At 71.3% G+C, this 26,891-nt stretch carries 21 protein-coding genes and 1 pseudogene; 13 read left to right on the forward strand and 9 right to left on the reverse strand.

Annotated features, from left to right (window positions below):
• Positions 1 to 72 precede the first annotated feature (72 nt).
• Entirely contained in the window at positions 73 to 795 is a 723-nt protein-coding gene (locus ACH4U8_RS24985) for a hypothetical protein (RefSeq protein WP_379991253.1), read from the forward strand.
• Positions 796 to 904: 109 nt separating this feature from the next.
• Positions 905 to 1,612 (forward strand): hypothetical protein, encoded by a 708-nt coding sequence (locus ACH4U8_RS24990; protein ID WP_395780284.1) that lies wholly within the window; start codon positions 905 to 907, stop codon positions 1,610 to 1,612.
• Positions 1,613 to 1,628: 16 nt separating this feature from the next.
• Here ACH4U8_RS24990 and ACH4U8_RS24995 read toward each other — a convergent pair whose 3' ends face one another.
• Positions 1,629 to 3,434 (reverse strand): cholesterol oxidase substrate-binding domain-containing protein, encoded by a 1,806-nt coding sequence (locus ACH4U8_RS24995; RefSeq protein ID WP_395780286.1) that lies wholly within the window; start codon positions 3,432 to 3,434, stop codon positions 1,629 to 1,631.
• Positions 3,435 to 3,796: 362 nt separating this feature from the next.
• The gene (locus ACH4U8_RS25000) at positions 3,797 to 5,179 is read right to left on the reverse strand and encodes a sensor histidine kinase (RefSeq protein ID WP_395780288.1); all 1,383 of its coding nucleotides are present in this window, start codon (positions 5,177 to 5,179) and stop codon (positions 3,797 to 3,799) included.
• A 275-nt stretch (positions 5,180 to 5,454) separates the two neighbouring features.
• Here ACH4U8_RS25000 and ACH4U8_RS25005 point away from each other — a divergent pair, with 275 nt between their 5' ends.
• The 5 genes and pseudogenes from ACH4U8_RS25005 to ACH4U8_RS25025 all read left to right on the forward strand — a co-directional run.
• Positions 5,455 to 6,426 carry an alpha/beta hydrolase gene (locus ACH4U8_RS25005; protein ID WP_395780290.1) on the forward strand — a complete coding sequence of 324 codons (972 nt, stop codon included), beginning with the start codon at positions 5,455 to 5,457 and terminating at the stop codon, positions 6,424 to 6,426.
• Positions 6,419 to 7,552 carry an acyltransferase gene (locus ACH4U8_RS25010; RefSeq protein ID WP_395780292.1) on the forward strand — a complete coding sequence of 378 codons (1,134 nt, stop codon included), beginning with the start codon at positions 6,419 to 6,421 and terminating at the stop codon, positions 7,550 to 7,552. The genes ACH4U8_RS25005 and ACH4U8_RS25010 overlap by 8 nt, the downstream gene beginning before the upstream one ends.
• Before the next feature lie 67 nt (positions 7,553 to 7,619).
• Entirely contained in the window at positions 7,620 to 8,963 is a 1,344-nt protein-coding gene (locus tag ACH4U8_RS25015; RefSeq protein WP_395780294.1) for a histidine kinase, read from the forward strand.
• A gap of 5 nt (positions 8,964 to 8,968) precedes the next feature.
• A complete protein-coding gene (locus tag ACH4U8_RS25020) occupies positions 8,969 to 9,637 on the forward strand; it encodes a response regulator transcription factor (protein WP_360317501.1) in 669 nt (222 codons plus the stop codon).
• Between the two features lie 173 nt (positions 9,638 to 9,810).
• Positions 9,811 to 9,975: pseudogene (locus ACH4U8_RS25025) on the forward strand (NAD(P)-dependent oxidoreductase); the annotation flags it as partial.
• Between the two features lie 37 nt (positions 9,976 to 10,012).
• Here the strand turns inward: ACH4U8_RS25025 and ACH4U8_RS25030 are convergent.
• The 7 genes from ACH4U8_RS25030 to ACH4U8_RS25060 all read right to left on the reverse strand — a co-directional run bounded on the left by ACH4U8_RS25030 (position 10,013) and on the right by ACH4U8_RS25060 (position 18,537).
• Positions 10,013 to 11,080: a lactonase family protein gene (locus ACH4U8_RS25030; RefSeq protein ID WP_395780296.1), complete on the reverse strand. Its 1,068-nt coding sequence runs from the start codon at positions 11,078 to 11,080 to the stop codon at positions 10,013 to 10,015.
• Positions 11,080 to 11,985: a GNAT family N-acetyltransferase gene (locus ACH4U8_RS25035; protein ID WP_395780297.1), complete on the reverse strand. Its 906-nt coding sequence runs from the start codon at positions 11,983 to 11,985 to the stop codon at positions 11,080 to 11,082. The genes ACH4U8_RS25030 and ACH4U8_RS25035 overlap by 1 nt, the downstream gene beginning before the upstream one ends.
• Position 11,986: 1 nt before the next feature.
• Entirely contained in the window at positions 11,987 to 13,900 is a 1,914-nt protein-coding gene (locus ACH4U8_RS25040) for a peptidase C14 (RefSeq protein ID WP_395780557.1), read from the reverse strand.
• A 356-nt stretch (positions 13,901 to 14,256) separates the two neighbouring features.
• Positions 14,257 to 15,087: an SDR family oxidoreductase gene (locus ACH4U8_RS25045; protein WP_360324873.1), complete on the reverse strand. Its 831-nt coding sequence runs from the start codon at positions 15,085 to 15,087 to the stop codon at positions 14,257 to 14,259.
• Positions 15,088 to 15,116: 29 nt separating this feature from the next.
• On the reverse strand, positions 15,117 to 15,977 hold the full coding sequence (locus tag ACH4U8_RS25050; protein WP_360324865.1) for an amidohydrolase family protein: 861 nt from the start codon (positions 15,975 to 15,977) through the stop codon (positions 15,117 to 15,119).
• Entirely contained in the window at positions 15,974 to 17,164 is a 1,191-nt protein-coding gene (locus tag ACH4U8_RS25055) for a mandelate racemase/muconate lactonizing enzyme family protein (protein WP_395780299.1), read from the reverse strand. Before ACH4U8_RS25055 ends, ACH4U8_RS25050 begins: the two co-directional genes overlap by 4 nt.
• Positions 17,164 to 18,537 (reverse strand): aspartate aminotransferase family protein, encoded by a 1,374-nt coding sequence (locus ACH4U8_RS25060; RefSeq protein ID WP_379991863.1) that lies wholly within the window; start codon positions 18,535 to 18,537, stop codon positions 17,164 to 17,166. The genes ACH4U8_RS25055 and ACH4U8_RS25060 overlap by 1 nt, the downstream gene beginning before the upstream one ends.
• A 215-nt stretch (positions 18,538 to 18,752) precedes the next feature.
• Here ACH4U8_RS25060 and ACH4U8_RS25065 point away from each other — a divergent pair, with 215 nt between their 5' ends.
• The 6 genes from ACH4U8_RS25065 to ACH4U8_RS25090 all read left to right on the forward strand — a co-directional run bounded on the left by ACH4U8_RS25065 (position 18,753) and on the right by ACH4U8_RS25090 (position 26,873).
• On the forward strand, positions 18,753 to 19,586 hold the full coding sequence (locus ACH4U8_RS25065; RefSeq protein ID WP_360324871.1) for an IclR family transcriptional regulator: 834 nt from the start codon (positions 18,753 to 18,755) through the stop codon (positions 19,584 to 19,586).
• A gap of 750 nt (positions 19,587 to 20,336) precedes the next feature.
• Entirely contained in the window at positions 20,337 to 22,139 is a 1,803-nt protein-coding gene (locus ACH4U8_RS25070; protein ID WP_395780559.1) for a peptidase C14, read from the forward strand.
• A 68-nt stretch (positions 22,140 to 22,207) separates the two neighbouring features.
• On the forward strand, positions 22,208 to 23,500 hold the full coding sequence (locus tag ACH4U8_RS25075) for a Gfo/Idh/MocA family protein (RefSeq protein ID WP_395780301.1): 1,293 nt from the start codon (positions 22,208 to 22,210) through the stop codon (positions 23,498 to 23,500).
• A 155-nt stretch (positions 23,501 to 23,655) separates the two neighbouring features.
• The gene (locus ACH4U8_RS25080) at positions 23,656 to 24,915 is read left to right on the forward strand and encodes an ABC transporter substrate-binding protein (RefSeq protein ID WP_395780303.1); all 1,260 of its coding nucleotides are present in this window, start codon (positions 23,656 to 23,658) and stop codon (positions 24,913 to 24,915) included.
• Positions 24,916 to 25,005: 90 nt separating this feature from the next.
• On the forward strand, positions 25,006 to 25,911 hold the full coding sequence (locus tag ACH4U8_RS25085) for a sugar ABC transporter permease (protein ID WP_360313434.1): 906 nt from the start codon (positions 25,006 to 25,008) through the stop codon (positions 25,909 to 25,911).
• Complete coding sequence (locus ACH4U8_RS25090) at positions 25,908 to 26,873, forward strand: carbohydrate ABC transporter permease (RefSeq protein ID WP_395780305.1); 966 nt, start codon at positions 25,908 to 25,910, stop codon at positions 26,871 to 26,873. Before ACH4U8_RS25085 ends, ACH4U8_RS25090 begins: the two co-directional genes overlap by 4 nt.
• Positions 26,874 to 26,891 lie beyond the last annotated feature (18 nt).

The raw sequence follows: 26,891 nt of genomic DNA on the forward strand, positions 1-26,891 counted from the left end.
GCCCGTCGGGGTGACCGGATCGCCGGGTGGGGGAGTGGAGTTCGGGTGCGTGCGGCCAAAGGTTTGGGAGCTTTGCTGCTGGTCGGGACGACGGTGTTGGGCATCGTCCTGTATTTCGTCGAGGACACGTCGTTGGCCGACCTGTTGTCGCTGGGCGCGGGTGCGTTGTGCCTGTTCTGGTTGATCATGGTGCTGACCGTGCCGTGGAACCTGCACTTCCAGGCCCGGCGGTTGATCCGGGAGATCGCGATCAGCCGGGAGCGCGGGCTCGCGGTCCCCGAGGCGCGTGAACCCGAGGCACGCCGGATCGCCCGTCGGTTGTTGTGGGGCGCGATCGGCGCGCATGTCGTCTCGGCGGCGGTGATCGCGCTGATCACCTGGATCTCCGGTGGCGTGGTGGGCTATTGGTTCGCCGGGTTCTACCTGCTCAGCACCCTGTTCCGACCCGGCCAGGCATACCTGGAGCACCTGGGGCAGCGGCTGCGGAGCATGTTGCGCGAGGTGACCCACCCGCGCGAGGACGTGCTCGCGCTGATCGACCGGGTGACCACGTTGGAGCGCAGGGTCGAGGGGCTGGACGAGCGGACCACCGTGCTGATCGAAACGGTCGCGCTGCTCAAGACCACGACCGGGCAGGACGCCGAGCGGGCGACCGAGCAATTCCACGCGGCCGACCGCAAGATCGACGCGCTCGGGCGCCGATTCGAGGACACCATCAGCCAGTTGACCGACAACCGGGAAGTGATCTCCGGGATCAAGGCGTTCCTGCGGCTGTTGCGCACCGAACAGAGCTGATCGCGGTCCGGTACGCGGGTTCGGGGCGCCGTCCCGGGGGATCGGCGGCCCTCCCGCGCCGCCCCGGCAATTGCCGGTGCCGGCGATCGCCACCTGGCAGGATGGCGCGGTGCACGCGTCGACCGAAGCCACCGAGAGCAGCCGGGCCCGCCGAATCGGCGACCCGCCCCGGGCCTTCCCCGCCGACCTGGTCGGGGAGTTCGAGACGCACGTCACGGTGCGTACGGACGATGTGGACACGCTGGCCCGCCGGGCCGGCGGCTACGGGGTGGGCCTGACCCACATCGTGCTCGCGCGCGGGCGCACGGTGTCCCAGCCGATGCTGACCGAGCGGGCGACCACGACGCTGACCCGAGCCCGCGAGCGGGCCGCCGCGTTGGCCGCGGAGCTGCGCCGGGACGGATATTCGGTGACCCGGATCAAGATCGAGGCGGCGCCGTGGCACCCCGGCGTGCCGCGCACGGACGCGGCGGCGCGCGCGCTCGGGCCCGAGTCGTACTTCGAGCATCACCTCAAGCTCGTGTTGACCGGGGACGTCGACCCGGCCGCGCTTGCCGCCGCAGTGGTCGGGCACGGCGCGCATCTGTCGCACAACGCGCGCCGTGTGCGGGCGGACGGACGGTCCGAGCGGTTCGTCACCCAGCGCTGCCACCGGGTCGGCGACGAGGCCGCCGCCGCGGCGACGGCAGCCCTGGTGGCCGCGCTGGGCGAATACGAAATCGCTTTTGTGGAACGGGAGTTCGTCGTCCACGACGACAACGGCGCACTGGACGACGGCTGGCTCGACGCGAACGAGAGCGGCGACGCCGGCGGGTGACGATCGGGCGGGTGGGTCAGGGCAGGAGGAGGTCGAGGAAGGTGTTGGAGAAGACCCGGCCCGGATCGTACTTGTTGAACGTGGCCCGGGCCGCGTCGAAGTTGCTCGTCGTGGGCAGCCCGGTGCGGAAGGAATTCGGGATCCGACCGGTCACCGCGGCCGTGTCGGTCCACGCGCCGTCGACCCCGTACGCCCAGCCCTTGGACCACTCCGGCCGCACACACGCGTAGTTGCCGGTGTAGTTGCCCCAGATCCAGGCGTCCATCTGTTGGTAGAAGTCGTGGTTGGCGGGCGTGCCGGGCAGGGTCGCCACGTCCAGCCAGACCACGGTGTCCCACTCGGGGTGGTCGGGGCGCGGCCGGGCGGCGGACAGGGTCGGTTCGACCGCGTTCGCGGTGACCACCTCGCTCGCCCGGTCGATGCCGGTCACCCGAAGCTCGATCGGACTGTTGCACGGATACTGGCCGTTGGCCTTGTACGCGCCCAACAGGCCGGTGTACCGGACGAAGAACTCGTTGAGCACCCGCTGCACGTTGGCCCGCGCCGTCAAGACCGCCCAGCCGCCCTCGTGGATGCGCAGCGTGGTCGGCTCGACGAAGAGCTGGGTGTTCTTCGACCATCCCCAGATGTCCCAGGTCCAGGTCACGATCAGGCCCGAACCCACGACCGCCATCTCGGCGTTGGTGAATACCTCGGTCGCGCCCACGTTGCCGGTGGCGATGTCGGCCAGGAACTTCGCCTGGTCCTCGGTGACGAAGTTGGCGAACGTGTACGGATACGGATTGTCCACCCGGGTGGAGACCCACGGCTTGCTCGGCGCCACGCTCCACACCTTGAGCCAGGGCACGGTGGTGAACGGGAACCAGATCACCTCGACCCGACCCGAATCGCGGATGTAGTCGGCGAGTTTCTTGCCACCGCCGCCGGCCGGGCCCAGCAGTGTGCCGATCTGGTCGTGGTAGAAGTTCTGGCAGCGCAGCCGTTGGTTCGCGTTGGTCTGCAGGGTGACCTCGGTGACGAAGGCACGGCCCAGGTGCACCAGGAACGGACCGATCTCCGGGTCGTTGCGCTGGAAGGTGCGGAGCACGTACGCGCCGGCGGCCTGGTTCCACACCACCGCGGTCAGCGACAACACCAGGTTGCTCAGCGTGCCGTACGTACCGCCCTGCGGCAACGTCTCGCCCGGCGTCGGGATCCCGCTGCCGTGCGCGCCGATGGCCAGCACACCGCCCACGCTCAGCTTGCCCGGCGCGGTGGTCGCGATCAGCCCCCGCCCGGCCTGTTCCAGTGCGGTCAGCAGCCGTTCGACGCTGCACCCGGTCTCGACGGTCACCGTGGTGGGCGATCCCGGGTTGACCACCAGCGAGGTCAGATGTTGCGTGGTGTCGACCATCAGGGTGTGCGAGGTGTCCGCGCCGGCGGGGATCAGGATCGGCGACCAGTTGTGGCTCATTCCGCGCGGGCGCAGCCGATAGCCCTTGGCCCGGGCCCAGTTCGCCAGGATCACCACATCCGAGGGGTGCGCGGGCACCGCCGTCCAGACGTCGTCCGCGCGCAGTTCGCCGGACCAGTTCCGGTACTGCTGCACGCCCAGGGTGATGCCGGTCGGGAAGTCGGGCGGGGTGGGCGCGGCGCCCGCCTCGGTCGCCGGGATCAGGCCGACGGGCGTCCACTGGGTCGCCGCGAGTGCGGCGGCGCCGGCGAGGCCACCCAGGAGCGTGCGGCGCGAGGGCCCGCCGGACGCGGGGCTCGACGGGTGGGTCGGGGGGTCGGTGGGGTGGTCCGGACGCACGTGGTTCGAGTGCCCGTGCTTGGAGTTCACGCGGTTCGGATTCATGGGGTTCGGTCGTGGCATCAGGTCGCCTTTCCGGGCGTCCCGAGGGCCTGCAGCCCGGGGGAATTCGACATTCGGAAGCGGAGGTTCCGATTCCGGACGATCGATCTGCTGCGGTGCCGAGGTGCCGGTGGATCGCGATGCGAGTGCAGCGTCGGGACCGGTGGATGTTCCCGGGTCCACGACGTGACGGCGTGCCTGGACGGTGCGTTGCCGAGTCGGCGTCCGCCGCCGGCGGCTCGCGAGGTGGTTGGCCCGAGGGTCCATCCGGGGGCCGGTCAAGTCAACACCCAAGTGCCGGTGACACGTGTCGAGGATGCGGAATCCGGCCCGGACGGATCAGCCGGGTATCAACCGATTTCTGGGTGTGACCCGGTGAGTACTCCCGGTGGCGATTCCGGTTCCGATTGCGCGCGTTGCCCGCCGGTACGCCCTGCTCGGCCGGCGGCCCGCAACGCGCGTGATCGAGTCGGCCGGTCGACCGCGCTCGGCGCGGCTCCCGGCTCCCGGGTCGACCGCCCCGGCGCGGCCGGGGTCGGTGCCGGCGGATCCGTCGGCTCGGCCGATTCGGTCGGCGCCAGCGGCAGCCGCGCGTCCAAGGCGAAACCGCCGTCCGGACGCGGGCCCGCGCCGAAGCTGCCACCGGTCAACTCGATCCGGCGCGCCAGCCCGACCAAGCCGGTGCCGCCGGAGCCCAGTTCGATCTCGCGCGGACCGGTGGCCGCGGTATTGGTGACGGTGATCCGCAACTCGGCGGGGCCGTACCGGAGCAGGATGCGAACGAAGGCGCCGGGGGCGTGTTTGTGCACGTTGGTCAGCGACTCCTGGACCACCCGATACGCGGTGCGCACCACCACCGGCGAGGCGGGTCGCACGGTGCCCCGCACGTCCAGGCGCACGTCCACGCCCGCCGCGAGCGACTCGTCGACCAGCGCGGACAGGTCGAGCACCGCGGGTTCCACCGGCGCGCCCGCGGTGCGCTCCTCGGCGGTGCGCAACACCGCCACCAGGTCCCGCAGTTCGGCCAGCGCCTGGCAGCCGGTGGAGCGCAGGTCCTCGGCCGCCGTACGGGTCGCGTCGTCGGGCGCCCGCAAGCGCATCGCGCCGGCCTGGAGGACCATCAGGCTGACCCGGTGCGTGACGATGTCGTGCATGTCCCCGGCCAGCCGGTTGCGTTCCTCCTCGCGTGCCTGCTCGGCGCGCAACTCCTGCTCCCGTTCCGCACGTTCGGCGCGCTCGCCGAGCGCGGCGAAGAGTCGGCGGCGGGAGGCGATGTACAGGCCGTAGCACGCGGGGGTGAGGATCACGAGCATGTTCGCGGTGCCGTTGCCCAGATCCCGCCAGTCCCACGGGTGCCAGGTGGCCACGCACAGCACCCCGATGGTCAGCCACATCCTGCGCCGATCCTGCACGTACACCGCGACGGCGTAGGCCGCGAAGCAACCGCCCAGGGCCTGTTCCTGCAACAGCGTGAGCGCCGCGATCCACGCGCACAACACCGGATGCCGGCGCCGGATGATCAGCACCAGTCCGGAGGTCAGCTCGACCAGGAACGAGATCTGCGCGCCGGTGTCGGTGAAGTCGCCGCCATCCCGCAGGTGCTGGGCGAAGTTGAGCCCCGAGGTGAGCAGCCCGATCGAGACGGCGAGTGTGACGTCGAAGGCGAACGAGCGGCGGGCCGCGGACCAGGACGGGAACGGGCGGCGGATCGACTCGACGGGGCGAAAAGTCACGGATTCCACGGTAGCCGGCCTGGGCCGGCGCGCGTCACCCCAGCGGAGGAGAGGCGGGGTGGTACCTGAGACTCGACCCGATGTTCCCCGCGCCCGGCCGGCGGCGCCGGTTGTCGCGGGCGGGCACGGCTTCGGTGGTTCGTCCGTGTTCGCGGCCGCCGACCGACCCGGGTAGTCCCGGAGAGCTACTCCCGAGGTCCACTCCCTGGTGCGACGCAGGCTACCGCCGCCGATTCCTAGCTTCGTGTCCGGTACTTCGAGGACGGGAGCGGGACATGGGTGGTCGGCTGCGAATGGCTCTGGTCGCGGCGCTGGTGGCCGGGACGCCGGCCGGACCCGGCGTCGGTGTCGCGGAGGCCGCGGCGCCGAACCCGCCGACGCTGCCCGCGATGTCCGCGGCGACCCTGGGCGAGCGCTACGCGGCCAACCAGCGGGCCATCGCGGAGGCGGCCGGTCTGGCCCGGGACACCGGGCACACCGCACGTGCGGACCACCTCGCGCGGATGGCCGACCCGGCCCGGAGCTTCCTGGCCTTCGACGGCCGCGCAGGGCGGGTCCGCGCGGTCGAGGTAATCGGCGACCTGGCCGGCGCGGACCGGATCGCGATCGTGGTGCCGGGCAGCGACAGCGACCTGGACCACTTCGACACGCGCGGGAACAAGCCGTACTCCACGCCGGCCGGCGGCGCCCGCGCGCTGTACGACGAGATCCGCGCCCAGGAGCCGAACGCGCGGGTCGCGGTGATCGCCTGGCTGGGCTACTCGCCGCCGCGCACGATCAGCCTCGACGTACTGACCACCGGCCGGGCCGACGACGGGGCGCGCGAACTGCGGCGCTTCGTCGCCGGGTTGTACGCGGTGGCGCCCGCCGCCGGAGTGTCGCTGCTGTGCCACTCGTACGGCTCGGTGGTGTGCGGGCGGGCGGTCTCCCGGATCGACGTCGCCGACCTGGCCGTGTTCGGCAGTCCCGGCCTGGGCGTGGACGAGCGGGACGACCTGGGCACCGGCGCCCGGGTCTGGGCCGGGCGGGGCGGTTCGGACTGGATCGACCTGGTGCCCAACGTGCGCATCCCGTTCTTCGACACCACCGTCGGCTTCGGCGCCGACCCGACCGGAGGCGGCTTCGGTGCCCGCGAGTTCGCGGCCGGCGGCGGTGGCCACTCCGACTACTTGCGGCCCGGTGGGCCGGCCCTGCACAACCTCGCGCTGATCGCGCGCGGCCGCGCCACGGAGGTGACCCATGCGTGAACCCGGCGTCCTGGTGCGACGGATCGAGAAGGCGACACCGGCGGACCGCGAACGCGAGGTGGACGGCCTGCGGGCGATCGCCATCCTGGGCGTCGTGTTCGGCCACTGGATCGTCACGGGCGTGTCCGCGGGCGCCGACCACTGGCAGACCGACAGCCCGCTGCGCCACCTGCCCGACTACGCGCCGCTCACCTGGCTGCTCCAGCCGCTCGCGGTGTTCTTCCTGGTCGGCGGGTACGTGGCCGCCCGGTCGTGGGCACGCGCGGACGGCTACCGCCGGTGGGCCCGGCGGCGGATGATCCGGCTCGGCCGGCCGATCGCCGCGCTGCTCGTGGCGTGGACCGCGGTGATGGCGGTGCTCGCCGACTTCGTGGCCGGGGACACCCTGCACACGGTCGGCAGACTCGTGGTGTCGCCGCTGTGGTTCGTGCTCGTCTACGCCGGCCTGACCGCGCTCACCCCGCTCGTGGTCCGCCTCGGCCGGGCCGCACCGGTACTTGCCGTCGGCACGGTCCTGGTGGTGGACCTGACCCGCTTCGCCGCCGACGGACCGGCGGTGGTCGGCTGGGTCAACGTGCTCGCCGGTTGGCTCGTCCCGTACAGCCTCGGGGTGCTCTGGGCGGGGCCGCACCGGGCCCGGATCGAGCGACTCGGCGGTTCGCCGGCGGTGGTCGGCGGGCTCGCCTGCGCCGGGCTGATCCGCTACGGCGGCTATCCGGTGAGCATGGTGGGCGTCCCGGGCGAGTCGATCTCCAACCTGAACCCGCCCACGCTCGCCGCGGTCGCCTTCGGCCTCGCCCAGTGCGGACTCGCGCTGCTGGTGCGAGCCCCGCTGCGGCGGGCGCTGGGCCGGCGGCCGCGGACCTGGGCGGTGGTCGCGCTGGTCAACCTCTCCGCGATGACGGTGTTCCTGTGGCACCAGAGCGCGATGCTCGCGGTGACCTGGCTCGGCATCGCGCTGGGCGGGCTGCCCGGTCTGGGCACGGCGCCGGTCGACCTGCCCTGGATCGTGGCCCGGATCGGGTGGATGCCGGTGTTCGCGGGGGTGCTGCTCGGGTTGTGGGCGGTGTTCCATCGTTGGGAGGCGGGCGGACGCGGCCCCGGGGACTCCCGGCGTAGCTCCTGAGAGTGACGCCCGGGATCCCCCGGGGCGGGGATGCCGTGGACCGGTCGTGCCTCGTAGCGTGCTGCGGGTGAGTGTCGAGGCGGGCAGAGCGAAGCGAGCGGTTGATGCCGGGCGGATCGACGAGCCCGGCGGCGGTGCGGCCCGGGTCGGTCGGATGAACCGAGGGCTGACCGCGCTGCGCGAGGACCTGTTCGACGTTCGGGTCCGCACCGAGCGCCCGCCGGCCCCGTTCGGCAGCGTGGGGATCGCGCGCGGCCTGCTCTACGTGGCGGTCGTGCTCACCGTGGGCATTCAGGGTGCAGTCCTGGCGGGTTACCCCGGGGTGTCCGGCGGCTTGGCCTTCGCGCTGGGCCTGGCCGCGGGTGCGCCGATCCTGCTCGCGCCGCAACGGCCACTCGTCGCGTGGTGGATGTCGCTCGGCGCGACCGTGGCGTGCGCCCTCGCCGGTGAGTCGAACGGGCATGACCACATCCAGTGGCCGTGGACGGCCGTGGGTGTCTTCGCGCAGGTCGTGGTGATGGCCTATGTGGCCTTCCATGCCCGGCTGCGCATCATCGTGGAGACGTGGATGATCACCGCGTTGCTCGGTCTGGTGCTGGTCCGCAACGCGCAGCACGACCCTTCGCACTGGGGCACGATGCCGGCGGTCGCGGTGATCACCGCGATCGTGATGGTGGTCGTGGTCGCCTTCCGGGGCCGCAGCGACGCGCGCCGCCAACTCGCCGTGCAATCGGAGCTGACCGCCACCGAGCGCGAGCGCAGTGCGCTTCTGGAGGAACGCGCGCGGATCGCCCGCGAGTTGCACGACGTGGTCGCGCATCACATGTCGGTGATCGCGATCCAGGCCGAGGCGGCCCGGTATCGGGTCGACGACCCACCACCCGAACTGCTCCAAAGCTTCGTCACGATCCGCGCCAACGCGGTCGACGCGCTTACCGAACTCCGGCGTGTACTGGGCCTGTTGCGCACCGAACAGGAGGCCGAAACCGAGCCGGGCGAGCCGCCCCGGCCGGCCCCGCTGCCCACCCTGGACCGGCTGCCCGACCTGCTCGAGAACGTGCGCGCGGCCGGCATGACGGTGGAGTGCGTCGTGCTCGGCACCCCGCGCCCGTTGCCGCAGGGCGTCGACCTGTCCGCCTACCGGATCGGCCAGGAGGCACTGAGCAACGCACTGCGCCACGCGCCCGGCGCCCGGGTGCGGGTCGAGGTCGGGTACGGACCGACCGGGATCGCCCTGCGCGTGCACAACGAGCCCCCGCCACTTCCCGGGCCGCCCGCGCGGGAGGGCTCCGGACACGGCGTGCTGGGCATGCGCGAACGGGCGGCGATGATCGGCGGCACCCTCGAAGCCGGGCATACTCCCGACGGGGGCTATCACGTGGACGTCTTCCTGCCGACCGAGGAGCAGTGACATCGATGGCCATCCGGGTACTGATCGCCGACGACCAGATGATGGTGCGCGAGGGCTTCTCCGTCCTGCTCGGCGCGCAGCCCGGGATCGACGTGGTCGGCGAGGCGGTGCACGGGCGCGACGCGGTCGAGCAGGTCGCCGCGCTGCGCCCGGACGTGGTGCTGATGGACGTGCGGATGCCGGTCCTGGACGGGCTGGCCGCGACCCGCGAGATCACCGCCGATCCGAGCGGCACGACCCGCGTCCTGGTGCTGACCACGTTCGACCTGGACGAGTACGTCTACGAGGCGCTGCGCGCGGGCGCGAGCGGCTTCCTGCTCAAGGACGCCTCGGCGCTGCAACTCGCGCACGCGGTGCGGGTGGTGGCCGCCGGCGAGGCGCTGCTCGCGCCCACCGTGACCCGCCGGCTGATCGCCGAGTTCGCCCGGCTCGGCCCACCCACCGGCGGGCCGCGCGGGCGGGTCGAGCAACTCACCGAGCGGGAGACCGAGGTGCTCTCGCTGATCGCCCAGGGGTTGTCCAACGCGGAGATCGCCGCGCGGTTGGTGGTCAGCGAGCAGACCGTCAAGACGCACGTGAGCCGGCTGCTGGCCAAGCTGAACCTGCGCGATCGCACCCAGGCGGCGGTGTTCGCGTACGAGAACGGCGTGGTGCGGGCGGGCGAGGGGCGCTGACCCGCACCCCGCTCGGCCGGCCGTCGCAGCGGTGCGCTCCCAGGTGTCGATCGGCCGGGTCCGGTGCACCCCGGCCGGCAGCAGCGGTTGCTCGCTCCGGGAGACCCGGGCGGCCGACTCGGCGCCTCCCGGCGTGGGCCGCGGACTTCCTGCCGCACGCTGCGGCCGGGTCGGTGCCGGGTTTCCTCGCCTTCTACGCGCCGCGGCTGGACGCGGACGAGCACGACGGCGACGTGGACAACCTGGCGATGGCGGTGGCGAGCATCGAACACGTCGTGCACACCACGCGTGATTCGGGCGTGGACGCGGCGCTGCCGAGCGCGGTCCCGGAGGTGTTCCGCGGCGGCGTGCGGTCCGGATTCGCCAAGGACGGCTTCACTCGGCTGAGCGAACTCCCGCGCTCGGCCCGACCCGGTCGGGCCCGGGTCCGGCCGCCCGCGCCGACAGCCGGCGGATCGGCAACAGGCAGCGTGGGTCGGGGAGGTGCAGGGCCATGCCGAGCGGGCGCAGCAGGCCGGTGCCGGGCGTGCGGCGGAACGCGCCGACCGCGTTCGCGTCGGGCAGGGCGGCGTACAGGACGTCGCCGACGAAGGCCAGGTCCTGCGGGTCGGCGCCGCCGGCGGGGAGGTCGGACATGGTGTGCGGGGCGGCCGTGGCCAGGGTGGTGATGGTGCCGGGGCCGCGGTTGGCCGCGTACACGTGCGCGCCGTCGGGGGAGGTGACGATGGCCGAGGGCAGGCCCGGCGCGGCCAGCGGATGGCGGGTCAGGTCGGGCAGCGCCAGGATCGCCGGATCGAGTTCGCCGAGCAGCCAACGGCCGCTCAGGTGCCGCGGGCCGGTGCCGGTCGGGACGCGGTGGGTCGAGCGCAGCCGCAGTCGGCCCGCGCTCAGGTGGTAGGTGAGCAGCACGTCGCCGCCGAGGTCGACCACGGTGAGCGTGCCCTGGTCCTCGAACACGATCTGGTGCGGGTGCGCCGCCGATTGCCGCTCCGGGTGTGCCCGCGAACCCGGTCCCGGCAGCGCGACCTGCTCGCTCACGCCGGCGAGCGAGCCGTGCTCGTCGAGACGGTGCACGATCAGGTCGCCGCTGCCGTAGTTGGCGGTGACCAGGTGCCCGCCGTCCGGGCAGACCGCGAGATGACACGGGATCGCGCCGCGCGACGAGGTCCGCTGTCGCAATCGCGGGTGCCGGCTCGGCTCGATCACGGTGATCGAGCCGTCGAGTGCCTCGTCCACGCCGTAGACCAGGTCCAGACGCGGATGCCGGGCCGCGTAGGCGGTGCGCACCGCGAGCGCCGGCCCGGTCTCGGCGAGTGCACCGGAGTCCGGATCGGCCTCGCACACCACCGTGCGTTCGCCACCGACCAGGATCGGTGCCCGGCTCGGCGGCACGGGGTGATTCCTCGCCGAGCCGGGCGGTTCGTGGTCGTCCCGACGGGACATCAGAACGAGTCCCCCAGCCAGTGGATCGCGCCGGGAGCGTCGACCGTCGCGCGTACCCGCGCCCGGTCGCTCTGGATCGGCCGGGCCAGGCCGAACGTGGTGTGGCCGGTGCTGACCTCGGTCAACAGTGGGCCGATCGCCCGGGTCAGCGCCGCGTCGATCGGCACCCGCAACGTCACCACCGTGCCCGGACCGCCGAGTTCGCACAGCGCCTCGCGCAACAGCGCGGGCAGTGCGTACGGGCGGCCCGGGCCGCAGGCCACCTCGACCACCTCGCCCAGGTCCGGGCGGATCACCGCGTAATCGCCGTCCTCGGTGGTCAACACCCGGGCGGGCGCGGCGTACCAGTGGCCGAACCGGTGCGCCCAATCCGCCGGCGAACGCACCGTGGTCAGCGGCCGGTTCGCGTTCGCGGCCGCGTGCGCCAAGGCCATCCGGGGCAGGTCGGCGGGCTGCGCCGGCCGCACCCGAAGGTCGCCCCACGCGGCCTCGGGACCGGCCACGCCGCGCAGGTGGGGCGCCGGGAACGCCTCCCACCCGGACCCGGTGTACACCCCCGGCGTGCCGCTGAACATCAGCGACCACGCGCAGCCGTACCGGGTCATGTCGTCGATCGCCGTCACCAGCAGCCGGCGGATCAACCCCCGGCCGCGGGCCCGGGGCGCACTGGCCACGCTGCCCACACAACCGACCACCTCCACCCCGCCCGTCGCGTCGCGGATCGGCCGGGGCTGCCAGTGCAGCACGGCCTGGATCCCGTCCTCGTCGGCCGCGACCAGGGTGCGCGGATGCCGACCCGGGTCCTGCGCGTGCAGGGCCGGCAGGTCGGGCGCGTCCGGGAAGGCCACCGCCCACAGGGCGTGCAGCGCGAGGTCGTCGGCCGGGGTGGTGGTGCGCAGTCGCATCTCAGAGCGCCAGGTTCCCGGTGGTGAGCACGCGTGCCCCGTCGGCGGGCAGCGCGGTCCGGGCCACACCGTCCTCGACGCACGTGGTGTGCAACATCGACGACACGCCGGCGAACGCCTGCGGGCGCAGCTCCAACCGGCCGCCGGTGAACCGGGTTCCGGTGGCCACCCAGTGGTTGACCCCGGCATCCAGTCGGGCGTGCGCACCGTCGGTGGTCGAGGCCGCGTCGTGCAACTGCCAGCGCACGACGCCCGTTCCGGCACCCCGGGACAGCAGCGCACCGGCGCCGTTGCCGCCGCTCAGCCGGGTGCCCGCACTCACGTGCACACTCTGGTCGCGCACCGCGGACAGCAGCACGCCGGTGTCGGTCAGCGTGCTCGCGGTCAGCCGCAACACGGCCGAGCCGACCTCCAACGGCGCGGCCGCGGGCCCGGCTCCGACGATCGTGCATCCGTCGAAGTCGACCTCGCCCGAACCGCGCAGGATCGCGCCGTCCACACCCGTGAGGGTGCAGTCCCGAAAGTGCACGGTGTTGCTCACCGGGGTCTGTACCAGCACCTGCTTCGCGGGCAGGTCGAACGTGCACCCCTCGATCACGTTCGGCCGGGTGGAGCGGGCCGAACGTTGCCCGATCGCGAACGTGCGCGCCACACAGCCGCGCAGGTGTACGCCGTCCGCGTTCACCTGGAGCGTGCCGCCCGGGTCGAACGTCGGTCGGGGGATCACCCGGACGTTCTCCAGGGTCAGGTCGGTGATCTTCGTACCCGCGACGAACCACGAGCAAGAGTGGTCGCGCACGGTGATGCGTTTGGCCGAAGTACCCCACAGGGCACCGGAGTTGGCGATGTCCATCAGCCCCGAGTTGCCCTCGAAGAGCAGGTCGTGCTCGTACTGGCCGTGCGTGGTGAACGGATTGCCGCCCTGGTCGTCGCCGTCCCCGTGGCAGTTGACCACGTGACAGTAGGCGGACGCGGTCAGGTCGTTCAGGTGCCGGGCGTTGCTCGACACGCAGTCCTCGACCCGGCCGTACAGGCAGTAGATCTGCTGGGTCAGGTAGCCCGCGCCGCCGTACATCACCGTCGGCGGATTCTTCAGCGACGAGCGCGCGGTATGGAAGTGGGTGCACCAACGGCGCATGATCACCGGCCAGAACGACCCGGTGGCCTCGATCCCGCTCACGTCGCAGCGCACCGCGTACTCGTAGGCGATCGGATGCGAGCCGGTGTACTCGTCGTCGTTCGGGCCGGCGCCGAGGAACACCATGTTGCGTACGTCCGCGCGTCGGACCGGTTCGACCCGGGTCCAGGTGATGCCGCGCCCGGCGGCCAGTTCCCAGCCGTTGAGGTAGTCCACCCGGATGTGTTTGCCGTCGACGATCTGGGTGATCTCGACCAGCTTCTGCAACTCGCGCTCGTAGATGCCGCCGCCGGCGATCGGGTCGATCTCGACGGTCCACCACTCGCCGACCTTGAACGCGCCCGAGTCCGGGACCGGGAAGGCGTCGGTGAGTTCGATGACGGTCTCGGCCAGCGGATACTTCACCACCGACTTGGTGACGGTGCCCTTGAAGTACAGGACGGCGCCGAAGGGGTTGTCGTGGGTGTTCTTCTCGATGCCGGTGGTGCGGACGGTGTGTCCGCCGAAGTCGAGGACGATCCGGGAGCGGCCGAAGGTGTGCCGCTTGACGAAGAGCAGGTCGCTGTGGGCTTCGATCCGGTGGATGTAGGGGTCGCCGACCATCGCGTCCAGGGCCGCGTCGGCGGGGACCTTGTCGTCCAGGATGCCGAACCGGCGGAAGTCCATCACCCCGTCGTGCACCTGGATCCACCGACCCTCGCGCCGGGAGGAACCGAGCGCGTGCACGGTGCCGCCGTTGGCGGGCAGCTTCGAGCGCGGGTCCCAGCGCACCACCATGCCGCCGCCGTCACCGGCCGCGTGGTAGCCGGCCACCAGGACCATCGTGTCGGCGGGCAGCCGGCGGGTTTCCAGGTCCAGCAGCGCGGCGATCGTCGGTACGCCGACCGAGAGTTCGCGGCGCCCGCCGTCGCGATCGTCGTCGGGGGAGGCCGAGGCCGTGCCCGCGGCCGCCGTGCCGGCGAGCAGCAGCCCGCCCAAGCCACCCGCGGCCAACAACCGGCGGCGGGACGACGAAGGGGAAGAACCGAGTGAGGACATGGGGGTCCCGCTCACTTTCTCGATCCGTGCACGAAGGGGGTATTCGGGGCGCGCGGGTCGCTCGCACAGGAGAGCGACCCGCACGCCCCGGTGAATCAGAGCGAGTTGCGATACGGCGGCATGTAGCGCATCCGGGGCAACTGATCGGCGAGCACCCCGCCGTCCACGACGATCCGGGTGCCGGTCACATAGGACGCGGCGGGCGAGGCGAGGAAGACCACGGCGCCCGCGCACTCGTCCGGGTCGGCGTACCGGCCCAGCGGGATGCGTTCGCGGTAGGCGGCCTCGAACGGCTCGCGATCGAGCGGGAATTCGCCGTCGATGGGGGTGACGACCATCCCCGGGGCCACCGCGTTGACGGTGATGCCGTGCGGGGCCAGTTCCACCGCCAGGCTCTGCACCAGCAGGTCCACTCCCGCCTTGGAGGCGTTGTAGTGGGCCAGACCGGCCTCGGCCACGTGGGCGTTCTTCGAGGTCACCGCGATGATCCGGCCCGGCACGCGGTCCGCGATCATGTGCTCGGCGACCCGCTGGGACAGGAAGAAGACCGCGTCCAGGTTGACCGCGAGCACCCGGCGCCAACTCGCCACGGTGACCTCGTTGAACCGCTCCAGGGCGGCCGTGCCCGCGTTGTTGACCAGGATGTGCAGCGGCCCGACGTCGGCCCGCAACTCGTCCACGTAGCCGGCCAAGGCGGCCGTGTCGGCCAGGTCGAACGGCCGGATCCGGGCGGTTCGACCGGTGGCCTCGACCAGGGCGCTCGTCTCGGTGAGATCCACGCCCGGCCGATCGGTGAGCACGACGTCGGCGCCCGCCGCGGCCAGGGCGACCGCGAACGCCCGGCCCAGGCCGCCGGCGGCGCCGGTGACCAGGGCCGTGCGATCGGTCAGCGCGAAGTTCGCGCCGGGCCCACCGGCCGGCGGCAGGCCCGGCCCGCCGGGCGCCGCAGTGCCGGTCACGACAACCCCAGCAGGGGCAACGCGTCGCGGAAGATCAGCTCTTCGATCGCGTCCCGATCCAGCGGCGGCAACCCGGGAATCCCGGGTACGGCGGCCACCGCACGCAGGCCCGCCACCGACGCGTCCACCGTGGTGAACGGGTAGTCGCTGCCGAACAGCAGCTTGTGCAGCACGCCGTAGTCCTGGGCCAGCCGCAGGCTGTGCCAGAGCTGGAACGGGCGGTAGTGCAGCGCGCTGACGTCCGCGTACAGGTGCGGGTGCTTGCGGATCACCGCGATGCACTCGCCCTCGAACGGGTGGCCCAGATGCGCGAGCACCATCCGCAACTCGGGATGGCGGATCGCGACCGGGTCCAGCAACCGGGGCTGCGCGTAGGCGATCGGCGCGGCCGAGACGAACGTGGTCCCGGTGTGCACCAGGATCGGCAGTCCGTTGGCCTCGGCGTAGGCGAACAGCGGGTCGTACTGCGGATCACCCGGGTCGAAACCCGCGTACATCGGCATCAGCTTGATCCCGCGCAGGCCCAACTCCTGGTGCCCGAAACGCAGTTCGTCCTGCCACCCGGGCTGTGTCGGGTCGATCGACAGATAGCCGATCAGGCGATCCGGTTGGCCGGCCACGTATTCGGCGACCGCCTTGTCCTCGACCCACAGGCCGCTGCGCCGGGCCTTGCCGCCGACCACGACGGTCCGGGTGTCGGCCGGACTGGACGCCGCGTAGTCGGCCCAGCGCACCGTCAGGTCGACCTCGCCGTCGTGCGCGCGGGCCGACTCGGCCCGGAACGCGTCGTCGAAGTCGCAACACTGGCGGAACAGATGGGAGTGCACGTCGACGATGCCGGATCGCTGGGAGCTCACGTGCGGTTCCTCTTCTCCCAGCCGTCCGAGAACATGTTCCAGAACCGGTGGGTGGGCGGGTGCTCGGCGAACACGTCGTCGTCCAACTCGACGCCGAAGCCCGGCGCGGTCGGGATCTCCACGTGCCCGTCGGCGGTCACCGGCAACGTGCCGCGCACCGCGTCGAAGACGAACGGCTCCAACAGCCCGTCGAACGTCTCCAGGATCTTGAAGTTGGTGATCCCGAGCGAGGCGTGCACGGAAACCGTGGTGCACAGCGGCGAGTTGGAGTTGTGCGGGGCGACCATGATGCCGTGCGTGTCGGCGATCGCGGCCAGCTTGCGCACCTCGGTGAGGCCACCGGCCATGGACAGGTCCGGCTGGATGATGTCCACCGCGTTGGTGGCGAACAACTGCTTGTACTCGTAGCGGTTGTGGAAGTGCTCGCCGCCGGAGATCGGGAACGGCGCGCGGGCGCGCAGTTCCGCGTAGCGCTCGATGTGCGTCCACGGCATCGGCTCCTCCAACCAGCCGATGTCGAACGGCTCCAAGGCGCGCAGCAGCGCCGAGGCGGTGGTCATCGCGAACCTGGCGTGGCCCTCGATGAACAGGTCCACGTCCGGCCCGATCGCCTCGCGGACCGCGCCGACCAGCTCGACGGACTGCCGCAGTTCGGCCCGGGAGAGCTCGTGCAGACCGGCCCCGAACGGGTCGAACTTGAGCGCCGAGTAGCCCTTGGCCACGGTCTCCTTGGCCTTGGCCGCGAACACGTCGGGCTCGCGCTCGCCGTTGTACCAGCCGTTCGCGTAGACCCGGACCCGGTCCCGGCAGGCGCCGCCGGTGAGGCGGTAGACCGGGACGCCGAGCGCCTTGCCCATCAGGTCGTGCATGGCCTGGTCGAAGCCGGACAGCGCGATGCCGCCGATGTCGCCACCGCGCAGGAAGTCGCCCTGGTAGAGCCGAAGCCACAACTCCTCGGTGTCGAACGGGTCGGCGCCGATCAGATGCCGGTTCGCCAACGCCTGGGCCAGCGCGGCGGTCTCGGCGACCCGGTACGGGTGGGTGATCTCGCCGACGCCGGACAGGCCCTGGTCGGTGTGGACCCGGACGTAGCCGAAGTCGCGCCACGCGGTGCCCAGGAGCAGCGTCTCGACGTGGGTGATCCGGCCGGCCGGGCCGGTGGGTCGGGTGCGGTCGACGACCAACATCAGCGGACCGTCCCCTCGATCGCGCCGCCCATCGTGGACGTGCCGGCCAACTCGCCGATCCCGCCGTCCTTGATCGCGTCCTGCACGGCCAGTTCGGTCGCGGCGATCAGGTGGTCGACGTCCGCGTCGGTGTGCGCGTACGAGATGTGACTGCGCTTGAGGTTGAGCGGTAGCTCGAACACGCCGTGCTCCAGGAGTCGACGGCGGTAGCCGATGAACAGACCGGCGTCGTTGGCGAGCAGGTCGTCGTAGGTGCGCGGGACACCGCCGGACATGAAGTAGGTGACGAACACCGAGCCGTAGCCGGTGACCACCGCCGGGACGCCCAGCCGGGTGTACATCTCGCTCAGGCCGGTGCGGACCCGGTCGCCGAGCCGGAACACGTGCTCGTGCACCGGTTCCTCGCGCAGCTTGCGCAGCGTCTCCAGGGCGGCGGCGACCACCCACGGGTGGCCGTTGTAGGTGCCGGCGAAGAACGCGGGAGCGCCCGGGAGGGTGCTGAACTGGTCCATCAGGTCGGCCCGGCCGCCGAGCGCGCCGACCGGGGCGCCGTTGGCGATGGCCTTGCCGAACGTGGTGAGGTCGGGTGTGATGCCGGCGATCTTCTGGTAGCCGCCGAGGTCGTGCCTGAAGCCGGTGATCACCTCGTCGAAGACCAGCACCGAGCCGTGTGCGGTGCACTGTTCGCGCAGCGTGGTGAGGAACTCGGCCTCGGGCAGCAGGCAGCCGACGTTGTGCGGGATCGGCTCCAGGATCACCGCGGCGATCTCCCGGCCGTGCTCGGCGAACGCGGCGCGCACCGCGGCCGGGTCGTTGAACGGCAGGACCAGGGTGGCTTCGAGCACCTCGGGCAGGATGCCGGTGGAGATCGGGTCGTGCGCACCGACCGCCTCGGGCGAGGAGATCACGTTCAGGCTGACCGAGTCGTGCCAACCGTGGTAGCAGCCCTGGAACTTGACGATCAGTCGGCGGCCGGTGACCGCGCGGGCGACCCGCAGCGCGTGGAAGGTGGCCTCGCTGCCGGTGCTGGTGAGCAGCACCTTCTCGACCGAGGGCACCAGGTCGACCAGGGTCTCGGCGAGGGTGACCTCGCCCTCGGTGACGGCCACGCCGGTCAGGTCCAGGCGGCTCGCCGCCTCGTTCACCGCGCGCTGCACGTCCGGGTCGTTGTGGCCGAGCAGCGGCGGGCCGAACGCGGAGTGGTAGTCGGTGAAGACCCGACCCTCGGCGTCGGTGAAGGTCGCGCCGCCGGTCTTGGTGACGACCAGCTCGGTCAGACCCGGGATCCGGCGCTGACCGCTGTTCACCCCGCCCGGAATGACCCGAAAGGCTCGGGCGGGAAGGGAGTCGGTGGCGGCTGTGCCGACACTCATCGGTGGGCTCCTTGCGTCGTTCGTGACCGTTCGGATCCGCGGCCCTGCCAGGCCGTGGATCGCCGGCGCCATCCGCCTTCGGCACGCGTCGCAGGTTGTTGCATTTGCTCTACACCGTGTTTTCTGAACACTGTTCGGCAGGACCGAACAGTCCCAGACTTTACATTTGGATGTACAAAGCAGTCAAGGGGTCCGGACCGGTAATGTGTTCTGCTATGTCGAACAGCGTTAACGAGAATGTCGAGGAGTCGAAGTACTGGGTGAAGTCCGTCGCCCGGGCCGCGGACATCCTCGAAGTGCTCTCCACACGTGGTCCGGGGGACGGCATGAGTGTCACCGAGGTCGGTCAGGCCTGCGGGATCTCCAAGAGCGCCACCTTCGGACTGCTCCAGACCCTGCGCGGCTACGGCCTCGTCTCGGACGACGGAGAAGGGATGAACCGGCGCTACCGGCTCGGGATGGGCCTGGCCCGGCTCGGTGATCGGGCCCAGTCGCAGGTGTCGCTGCGCGACGTGGCCCGACCGGTGCTGGCCGAACTGACCAGGGAGACCGGCATGGCCGCGCGCTTCGCGGTGCCCGAGGGCGGGCTCGCGGTGGTCGTCGACCAGGTCGGGATAGAGCAGCGGGTGCGCCTGGACCTGCGGATGGGCGTGCGCGAGCTGCCGCACTGCACCGGACTGGGCAAGGCCATCCTGTCCGCGCTGCCGGAGGCCGAGGCGCGCGCGGTGATCGAGCGCTCGGGGCTGCCCCGGCGCACGTCGCACACGATCACCGACACCGCGACCCTGCTCGCGCACCTGCGCGACATCCGGCAGACCGGCTACGCGTTGGACGACGAGGAGGACGCGGACGGGATCTTCTGTATCGGCAGTCCGGTCCGCGACCACCGGGAGCTGTGCGTGGGGGCGATCAGCATCACCGGGCTCAAGTTGGACCTGCCCGGCTGGCGATTCCAGGAACTGGGCCGCCAGGTTCGGGCCGGCGCGTTGCGGGTCAGCCGCGAGTTGGGCAGCACGGAGGGCGCCGAGGGCGAGATCGACGCCGGCTGAAACACGTCGGTGGACAATCGCACCCGATGGGGTCGAGACGGGACGATCCGACTCGACCTCATCGTGTTCCTCCGATCACGGACCACGAAAATCCGCCACCGGCTCTTGACCGGGATCGTCGAGCCGGTCTAGGTTCCTTGACTCATCAGGGCCCGCACGTTCGCTGCCACGAATCGTGCCCGGTTCGCGGCCCTGGGGTCGACGGTCCGTCAGCGGGCCGAGGCGACCCACCCCAAGCCATCCGCCGCGCGATTCCCACCGGTTGGGAACGCCGCATCGGCACGTGTCACGGGAAGCATCCTCACCCCCCTGCCGCCGAAGGCCGAGGTCCCGATGAGCACGTCCCCCGAAACTTCCACCGCCGTTCCGACGCGGGCTCCCGCCCCTGCCGCCGCGTCCTCCCGTCGCCGGCTGCTCGCCGCAGGCGGCCTGGGCGGTCTGCTCCTGGCCGCCGCCGGCACGGGTACGGCCGCCGCCGCGTCGTCGGCGTCCTCGTCCGCCGACGATCGGCACGAGGACGGCAACGTCCCCACCGGTGTCGCCACCGTCGCCGCGCTGCTGCGGCTGGAGACCCGCCGGCTCGCCTCGAACACCGTCGTCGTGGTCGCCGGCTACCACGCCGCGGGTGACGGCGGCGGCATGGTGGTGCGCTGGGAACCGCGTTCGACCCTGCCGGTCAACGGCGGCACCGTGCTGGCCCCCGCCTCGCCCCGGCGCGAGGGTCGGTGGATCCAGGTGCACGACGGGGTGATGGACTTCCGCCGGTTCGGCATCCTGGACGACAAGGTCCCCGCCGACGCGGCCCTGGACGCGATGGTCGGCGACCCCTACATCCACCGGATCGAAGCCCACAGCGACCTGCTCTTCGTCAAGCGGCACACCTTCGGCCGCTCCCGGATCGTCCTCGACTTCGGCGGACACACCGTCCGCACCACCGGCATCGAGAAGAACACCCACGACAACCCCTTCGGCGCCGTCCTGTACTTCAAGGGCAAGGTCACCGACACGGTGGTCAAGGCCAAGCTGTCCCAGCCGATGCCCGACCTGGCCGACGTCTTCGAGGTGCCGGACAGCGCGGCGTTCAAGGTCGGCGACTGGTGGGCGGTCACCATCGACCCGGAGCCGGGCAAGGGCAAGTACGAGCAGGAGGTGCAGCGCCTGGTCGAGATCACCCAGCTCGTCGACGCGACGCACATCCGGGTCGGCTACAAGATCGGCTGGGACCTCGCCGCCGGCCGTACCTTCACCTGGACCAGGATCGAACCGGTGGATCGCGCCCACGTGCGCAACATGGTCTTCCAGGGCATCCAGGACGGCGACCAGTACACCGGATCGCACCCGATCGCCTACGAGTACACCATCCACTGCGACGTCGAACACGTGGACGCGATCGGCACGTTCTGGCCGGTGGTGATGCGCCGCTGGTGCACCCACTACCGCACCCGGGCGTGCACGCTGAAGAACCCGGCCAGCGTCACGTGGGGCGGCGCCGGCTACCTGACCCAGCAGATCTACTGCCTGTACGGGCACGTCGAGGACTGCCACGTCGCGAACAGCCGGCATCTCAACGACCTGACCGCCTCCGCCTACTGCTACGTGACCAACTGTCACGGCGACGGCGACGACCAGGGCCCGTTCGTGACGCACGGTCAGTTCGAGCACGACCTCGTCTACACCGGCAACTCGGGGCTGATGACCTTCGCCAACTCCGGTGCCGCGTGGGGTTCGGTGGCCAAGCGCATCACCGTGCGCAAGCACGTGTGTTCGTGGTTCGTGGCCCGGGTCAAGATCACCGATCTGACCCTGGAGGACATGCAGGTGATCGGGAAGCCGGCGCTGGCCGGCTCCGGGATGTTGTGGGTCAACGCCGACGGCGTACAGATCCGCGGCTGCACCGCGTCCGGACCGCTGATCGTGTCGCAGGCGTCCAACCGCTCGCAGCGCGCCAACGTGATCGCCGACTCGACGTTCACCCTCGGCAAGGACGCCGAGATCACCCAGGCCAACGTGAGCGGCGAACTGCACCTGCACCGGGTCACCCTCAAGGGCCTGGACAACGCGAGCCTGAAGAACGCCGGTCGACTCGTGCTCACCGACTGCACGCTGGTCGGCACCCCCGGCGCCGCACCGACCACGGTGACCGGCGCCGCCCTGACCGTCGCGGGCGGCGAACTGCGGGATACCGGGCTGCGGTTGGCGGGCACCGGCGATCAGGGTGTGGCCCTGTCGCGCACCCGACTCGGCGGCACCAACGCGGCCCGCGCGCTGTTGTCGCGCACCGGCGGCGCCCGGACGGTCTCCTGGCAGTTGGACGGCTGCGTGTCCACCGCCGCCGACCCGGCCACGGCACACGTGCTGGTCACCGACGGGCCCAACCGCTACCGCGCGGCGGGCAACACGTTCGTCGGCGGTCGGCTCGAACTGACCGGCGCGGCCTTCGGCGGGAGCAGCGCGCTGTTGCACAGCGGCTGCGTCGAGGACGGCGTCACGCGTACCGCGCTGCCCGACGAGGGCCCGCGCGTCGCGCACACCGCCGGCAACCAACTCCTCTGACTCGTCGTCACCCCCGGGCCCGCGGCCCGCTCGTACCAGCAGTCACCCCTCGCACCACGGGAAGCACCATGACCGCCGCCAGTTTGACCACGAACACCGGCCCACCGGCCGGCACCGACCGACCCGTCCGGATCGCGCTCGTCGGTGCGGGCAACCGGGGCCTGACCTACACCGATTGGATCCATCGGCACCCCGACCGCGCCGAACTGGTCGCGGTGGCCGACCCGCGCGTCTCGGCCCGGCAGGCGTCCGGCGCGAGCGTGCAGTTCGAGGACTGGCGGGCACTGCTGGACGAGCGGATCGCGGACGCGGTGATCGTGGCCACCCAGGACCGCGAACACGTGGAGCCGATCCTGGCGCTGGCCCGGGCCGGCTACGCGATCCTCACCGAGAAGCCGATGGCCGCCACCGAGGCGGACTGCCGGCGGATCATCGAGGGAGTCGCCGAGGCCGGTGTGCCGTTCGCGGTCTGCCACGTGCTGCGCTACACCCCCTACACCGACCTGGTGAAGGGCGTGCTGGACTCCGGCGTGCTCGGCTCGATCGTCAGCCTGGACCTGCTGGAACCGGTCGGCTGGTGGCACTACGCGCACTCCTATGTACGCGGTCCGTGGAGTCGGGAGGCGGACTCCTCGCCGATGATCCTGGCCAAGTCCTCGCACGACCTGGACTGGATCGGCTACGTCACCGGCGCTCGGATCGAGACCGTGGCCAGCTTCGGCGGCCTCGCGCACTTCAAGCCGGAGAACGCGCCGGCGGGTTCGGCACGCAACTGCCTGGACTGCGCGGTCGAACCCGACTGCCCGTACTCGGGACCCAAGCTCTACTTCCCGGCGCTGCGCAAGACCGGCGACGCGTGGCCGATCAACCACGTCACCGACGCGGCGCACGGGCCGCAGGATCAGGCCGAGTTGGTCCGGGCGTTGCGTGAAGGCCCGTACGGGCGCTGCGTCTACCACTGCGACAACGACGTGGTGGACCACCAGGTGGTGGCGATGCAGTTGTCCGGCGGGATCACCGCGACCTTCACGATGACCGCGTTCACCGAGCAGACGCACCGTCAGGTGCGGATCTTCGGCAGCCACGGCTGGTTGCGCGGCGACGGCGAGCGGGTCACCGTGCACACCTTCGCCGACGACAAGGTGGTCACCCACGACGCGGGTGCCTCCGGGTCGAACGCGGCGGACGGACACGGCGGCGGCGACACCGCGCTGATCGACGCGTTCGTCACCGCGCTGGCCACCGGCGACCGGGCGCACATCCGCTCCGACGGCGCCGACTCGCTCGGCAGCCACCTCGCCGCGTTCGCCGTCGAACGCTCCCGACACGGCGGCAACACCGAGGTCGTACCCGCGAGTTGAGCGACCCCCGCCCCGTCGGGCAGCCCCCGAGCCGGCCCGGCCGCTCGTGCCGTCCCGCCCTCGCCGCCTTCCGGCGGTGGGCGAGCGGCCGGTCCACCGCCTCGGCCCCTGAACTGACACCCCGTCAAACCCCGCTGTCAGGAGAAGCAACCCTCATGAGAAGAAACATCCGTCCGCGTACCGTCCGCGCGATCGCCCTCCCGGTGCTCGCGACCGCCCTCACCGTGAGCCTGGCCGCGTGCGGCGGCTCCTCCGGGCCCGGCTCGGGCGGCAAGTCGATCACCACGTGGATGTACCCGGTGATCGCCGACGAGGCGAAGAACAAGGAGTACTGGGCCGGCCTCACCGACGCCTTCGCCAAGGCCAACCCGGGCTACAAGGTCAAGGTCGAGACCTACCCGTGGGCCAACCGCGACACCGCGCTGGCCACCGCGATCGCGGCCAACAAGGGCCCGGACGTGGTCTACCTGGTGCCGGACCAGTTGCCCAAGTACCAGCGCAGCCTGGTGCCCGCGGACGAGTACATGCCGGCCGCCGACAAGGCGGACTACCGCAAGGCCGCGCTCGACTCGGTCAGTGTGGACGGCAAGCCGATGGCCACCCCGCTGCTGATGAGCGCCAACCCGCTGATCTGCGACAAGCGGGTGTTCGCCGCGATCGGCGAGACGAACTACCCGGCCACCTGGGACGACCTGCTCAACCTGGCGCCGAAGCTCAAGGACAAGGGCTACCAGGCCACCAGCTACAGCGGCGACACCCAGCAGACGCTGAACCTGACCTGGTACCCGATGTTGTGGCAGGCGGGCGGTGACGTGTTCGCCGCCGACGGCAAGTCGGTCGCGTTCAACTCCGAGGCCGGCGTCAAGGCGCTGAGCTACCTCAAGACGCTGGTGGACAAGGGCTACACCGACAAGGACCAGGTCACCACCACGCCCAAGCTGGAGCAGACCCCGGTGGCCAAGGGCAAGGTCGCCTGCACCTGGCAGAACACCCCGGCCGACGTGGACAAGTTCTGGGGCAAGGACAACACCGTCGTGCTGCCGCCGCTCAAGGACGCCAAGTCCGCGGGCTACGGCACGGTCGGCTCGTTCGCGATGCTCAAGGGCGCCAACAAGGACGCCGCGGGCAAGTGGATCTCCTTCGTCGCCAAGCCGGAGAACAGCCTCGCGCTGGTCAAGTCCAACGGCTACTTCCCGGCCCGCACCTCGGCCGCCGACCCCTACCCCGGCAATCAGCTCCAGGCCGACGTGGCCAAGACGCTCGACGTGATGAGCGCCGGCCCGCTCAAGGAGAAGTCGCGCGACGTGATGGGCGTGCTCGCGCCCGAGATCCAGGCCGCGCTGATCGGCAACAAGAGCCCCAAGGCCGCGCTCGACGACGCGGCCAAGGCGGCGAACGCGCTGCTCGCGCGCTGACCCTGGCGGGGCGGCCCGGTTCGTCCGGGCCGCCCACCCCGCCCCCGCTTCCCGTCCCATCCATCCGCTCTTCAGCCCAAGGAGGTCCCCGTGGCCGCAGTCGCGGAACAACCCCGCAGGCTCCGCCGACGCGGGCCGCACGCCCGCCGCGAGGCCCGAATCGGGCTGCTGTTCGTCCTGCCCGCCTTCGTGCTGTTCGTGCTGTTCCGTTTCGGCCCCAGCATCGCCGGCGTGCTGCTCGGCTTCACCGACTACTCGCTGATGGACTCGCCGAAGTTCACCGGCCTGGACAACTTCACCCGCCTGTGGGACGACCCGGTCTTCTGGTCCTCGCTCAAGGTGACCGTGCTGTACACGGTGATCACCGTGCCCGGCACGATCATCGCCGCGCTCGGGCTCGCCCTGCTGACCCGACGCGCCTTCCGCGGTTCGAAGTTGTTCCGCTCGATCTTCTTCCTCCCGGTGGTCACCAGCCTGGTGCTCGCCTCCACCGTCTTCATCTGGATCTTCTCCACCGACGGCCCGTGGTCCACGGTGATGAGTTGGGTCGGCGGACACACCGGATCCTGGCTGGCCGACGACGTGTTCGTGGTGCCCGCGCTGGCGATCGTGGGCATCTGGTCGCGGTTCGGCTACGGCATGCTGATCCTGCTGGCCAGCCTGCAGAACGTGCCGCGCGAGCTGGAGGAGGCCGCGCTCACCGACGGCGCCGGCCCCTGGCAGCGCTTTCGCTACATCATCGCGCCGAGCCTGAAGCCCGCGCTGTTCTTCCTCGCCGTGATCGAGACCACCGCCAGCTTCCAGGTCTTCGACGCGGTCTACGTGATGACCGGCGGTGGCCCGGCGAACGCCAGCTACACGCTGGTGTTCCAGCTCTACGACGCCGGCTTCAAGTACTTCGATCTCGGCTACGCCAGCGCGATCGGCCTGGCCCTGTTCGTGCTGACGCTCATCGTCGCGATCATCCAGCGCCTGGTGATCGGGAAGGAGAAGTGACCATGTCCCTCGATACCCACGAGGTCACCGAGAGCACGCCGCCGTCGATCGTGACGGCGAAGCACGAACCCCCGCGCGCCCGCCTGCGGTTGCGCCGCGACCGCTTTGGCGGCAGCCGCGAACAGGACACCGTGCCGCACGCGTTGCGCGGCACCCGACGCGGCAAGGTGCTGCGCGGCGTGCTGCTCGGGGTGGTCGCGCTGGCCACGATCTTCCCGTTCTACGCGATGGTCGTGCTGTCCCTGAAGCCGTCCGGCGCGGTCGAGTTCCCGGGCAGTCTGCTGCCGTGGAACCTGACTACCAGCGCCTACAGCGACGTCCTCGGTTCGCAGGACGTCCCCCAGTGGTTGATCAACACGCTCATCTACTCGATCGTCGGCGTGCTCGGCACGCTGCTGCTCTCCGCGCTGGCCGGCTACGCGTTCGCCAAGAAGCGTTTCCCCGGCCGCGAGGCGATGTTCTGGTCGTTCCTGTCGATGGTCATGGTCCCGTACCACGTGACGATGATCCCGACGTTCGTCCTGATCGCGAAGATGAACGGCGTCGACACCTACTGGGGCCTGATCCTGCCCTCGCTGGCCAACGCGCAAGCGGTGTTCCTGATGCGGCAGTTCATCCAGGGACTGCCGGACGAGCTGTTCGAGGCGGCCAAGATCGACGGCGCCTCGGAGTTCCAGATCTTCGTCCGGATCGTGTTGCCGCTGATCAAGCCGATCATGGCCACGCTGGGCACGTTCGTCTTCCTGTGGCACTGGAACGACTTCCTGTGGCCGTTGATCGTCGGCCAGAGCACCGACATGCGCACGCTGACCGTCGGCATCGCCTCCCTGCAACAGCAGAACGTGCCGCTCAACGTGGTCCTGGCAGGCTCCGTGGTCGCGTTCGTGCCCATCTTCATGGCCTACCTGGTGGGCCAGCGCTACGTCACCGAAGGCGTGGCGGCAACCGGAATCAAGGGCTGATCACCCGTCATGGCTGAT

The sequence above is a fragment of the Embleya sp. NPDC020886 genome (assembly GCF_044333915.1).
Classification (GTDB): Bacteria; Actinomycetota; Actinomycetes; order Streptomycetales; family Streptomycetaceae; genus Embleya.

Excerpts from the sequence above, each read along its gene's own strand:
- ACH4U8_RS25005 (WP_395780290.1), top strand. The coding sequence starts at position 5,455 with ATGGGTGGTCGGCTGCGAATGGCTCTGGTCGCGGCGCTGGTGGCCGGG.
- ACH4U8_RS25010 (WP_395780292.1), top strand. The coding sequence starts at position 6,419 with ATGCGTGAACCCGGCGTCCTGGTGCGACGGATCGAGAAGGCGACACCG.
- ACH4U8_RS25020 (WP_360317501.1), top strand. The coding sequence starts at position 8,969 with ATGGCCATCCGGGTACTGATCGCCGACGACCAGATGATGGTGCGCGAG.
- ACH4U8_RS25030 (WP_395780296.1), bottom strand. The coding sequence starts at position 11,080 with ATGTCCCGTCGGGACGACCACGAACCGCCCGGCTCGGCGAGGAATCAC.
- ACH4U8_RS25035 (WP_395780297.1), bottom strand. The coding sequence starts at position 11,985 with ATGCGACTGCGCACCACCACCCCGGCCGACGACCTCGCGCTGCACGCC.
- ACH4U8_RS25040 (WP_395780557.1), bottom strand. The coding sequence starts at position 13,900 with ATGGTGGTGCGCTGGGACCCGCGCTCGAAGCTGCCCGCCAACGGCGGC.
- ACH4U8_RS25055 (WP_395780299.1), bottom strand. The coding sequence starts at position 17,164 with ATGTTGGTCGTCGACCGCACCCGACCCACCGGCCCGGCCGGCCGGATC.
- ACH4U8_RS25060 (WP_379991863.1), bottom strand. The coding sequence starts at position 18,537 with ATGAGTGTCGGCACAGCCGCCACCGACTCCCTTCCCGCCCGAGCCTTT.
- ACH4U8_RS25065 (WP_360324871.1), top strand. The coding sequence starts at position 18,753 with ATGTCGAACAGCGTTAACGAGAATGTCGAGGAGTCGAAGTACTGGGTG.
- ACH4U8_RS25070 (WP_395780559.1), top strand. The coding sequence starts at position 20,337 with ATGGACTTCCGCCGGTTCGGCATCCTGGACGACAAGGTCCCCGCCGAC.
- ACH4U8_RS25075 (WP_395780301.1), top strand. The coding sequence starts at position 22,208 with ATGACCGCCGCCAGTTTGACCACGAACACCGGCCCACCGGCCGGCACC.
- ACH4U8_RS25080 (WP_395780303.1), top strand. The coding sequence starts at position 23,656 with ATGAGAAGAAACATCCGTCCGCGTACCGTCCGCGCGATCGCCCTCCCG.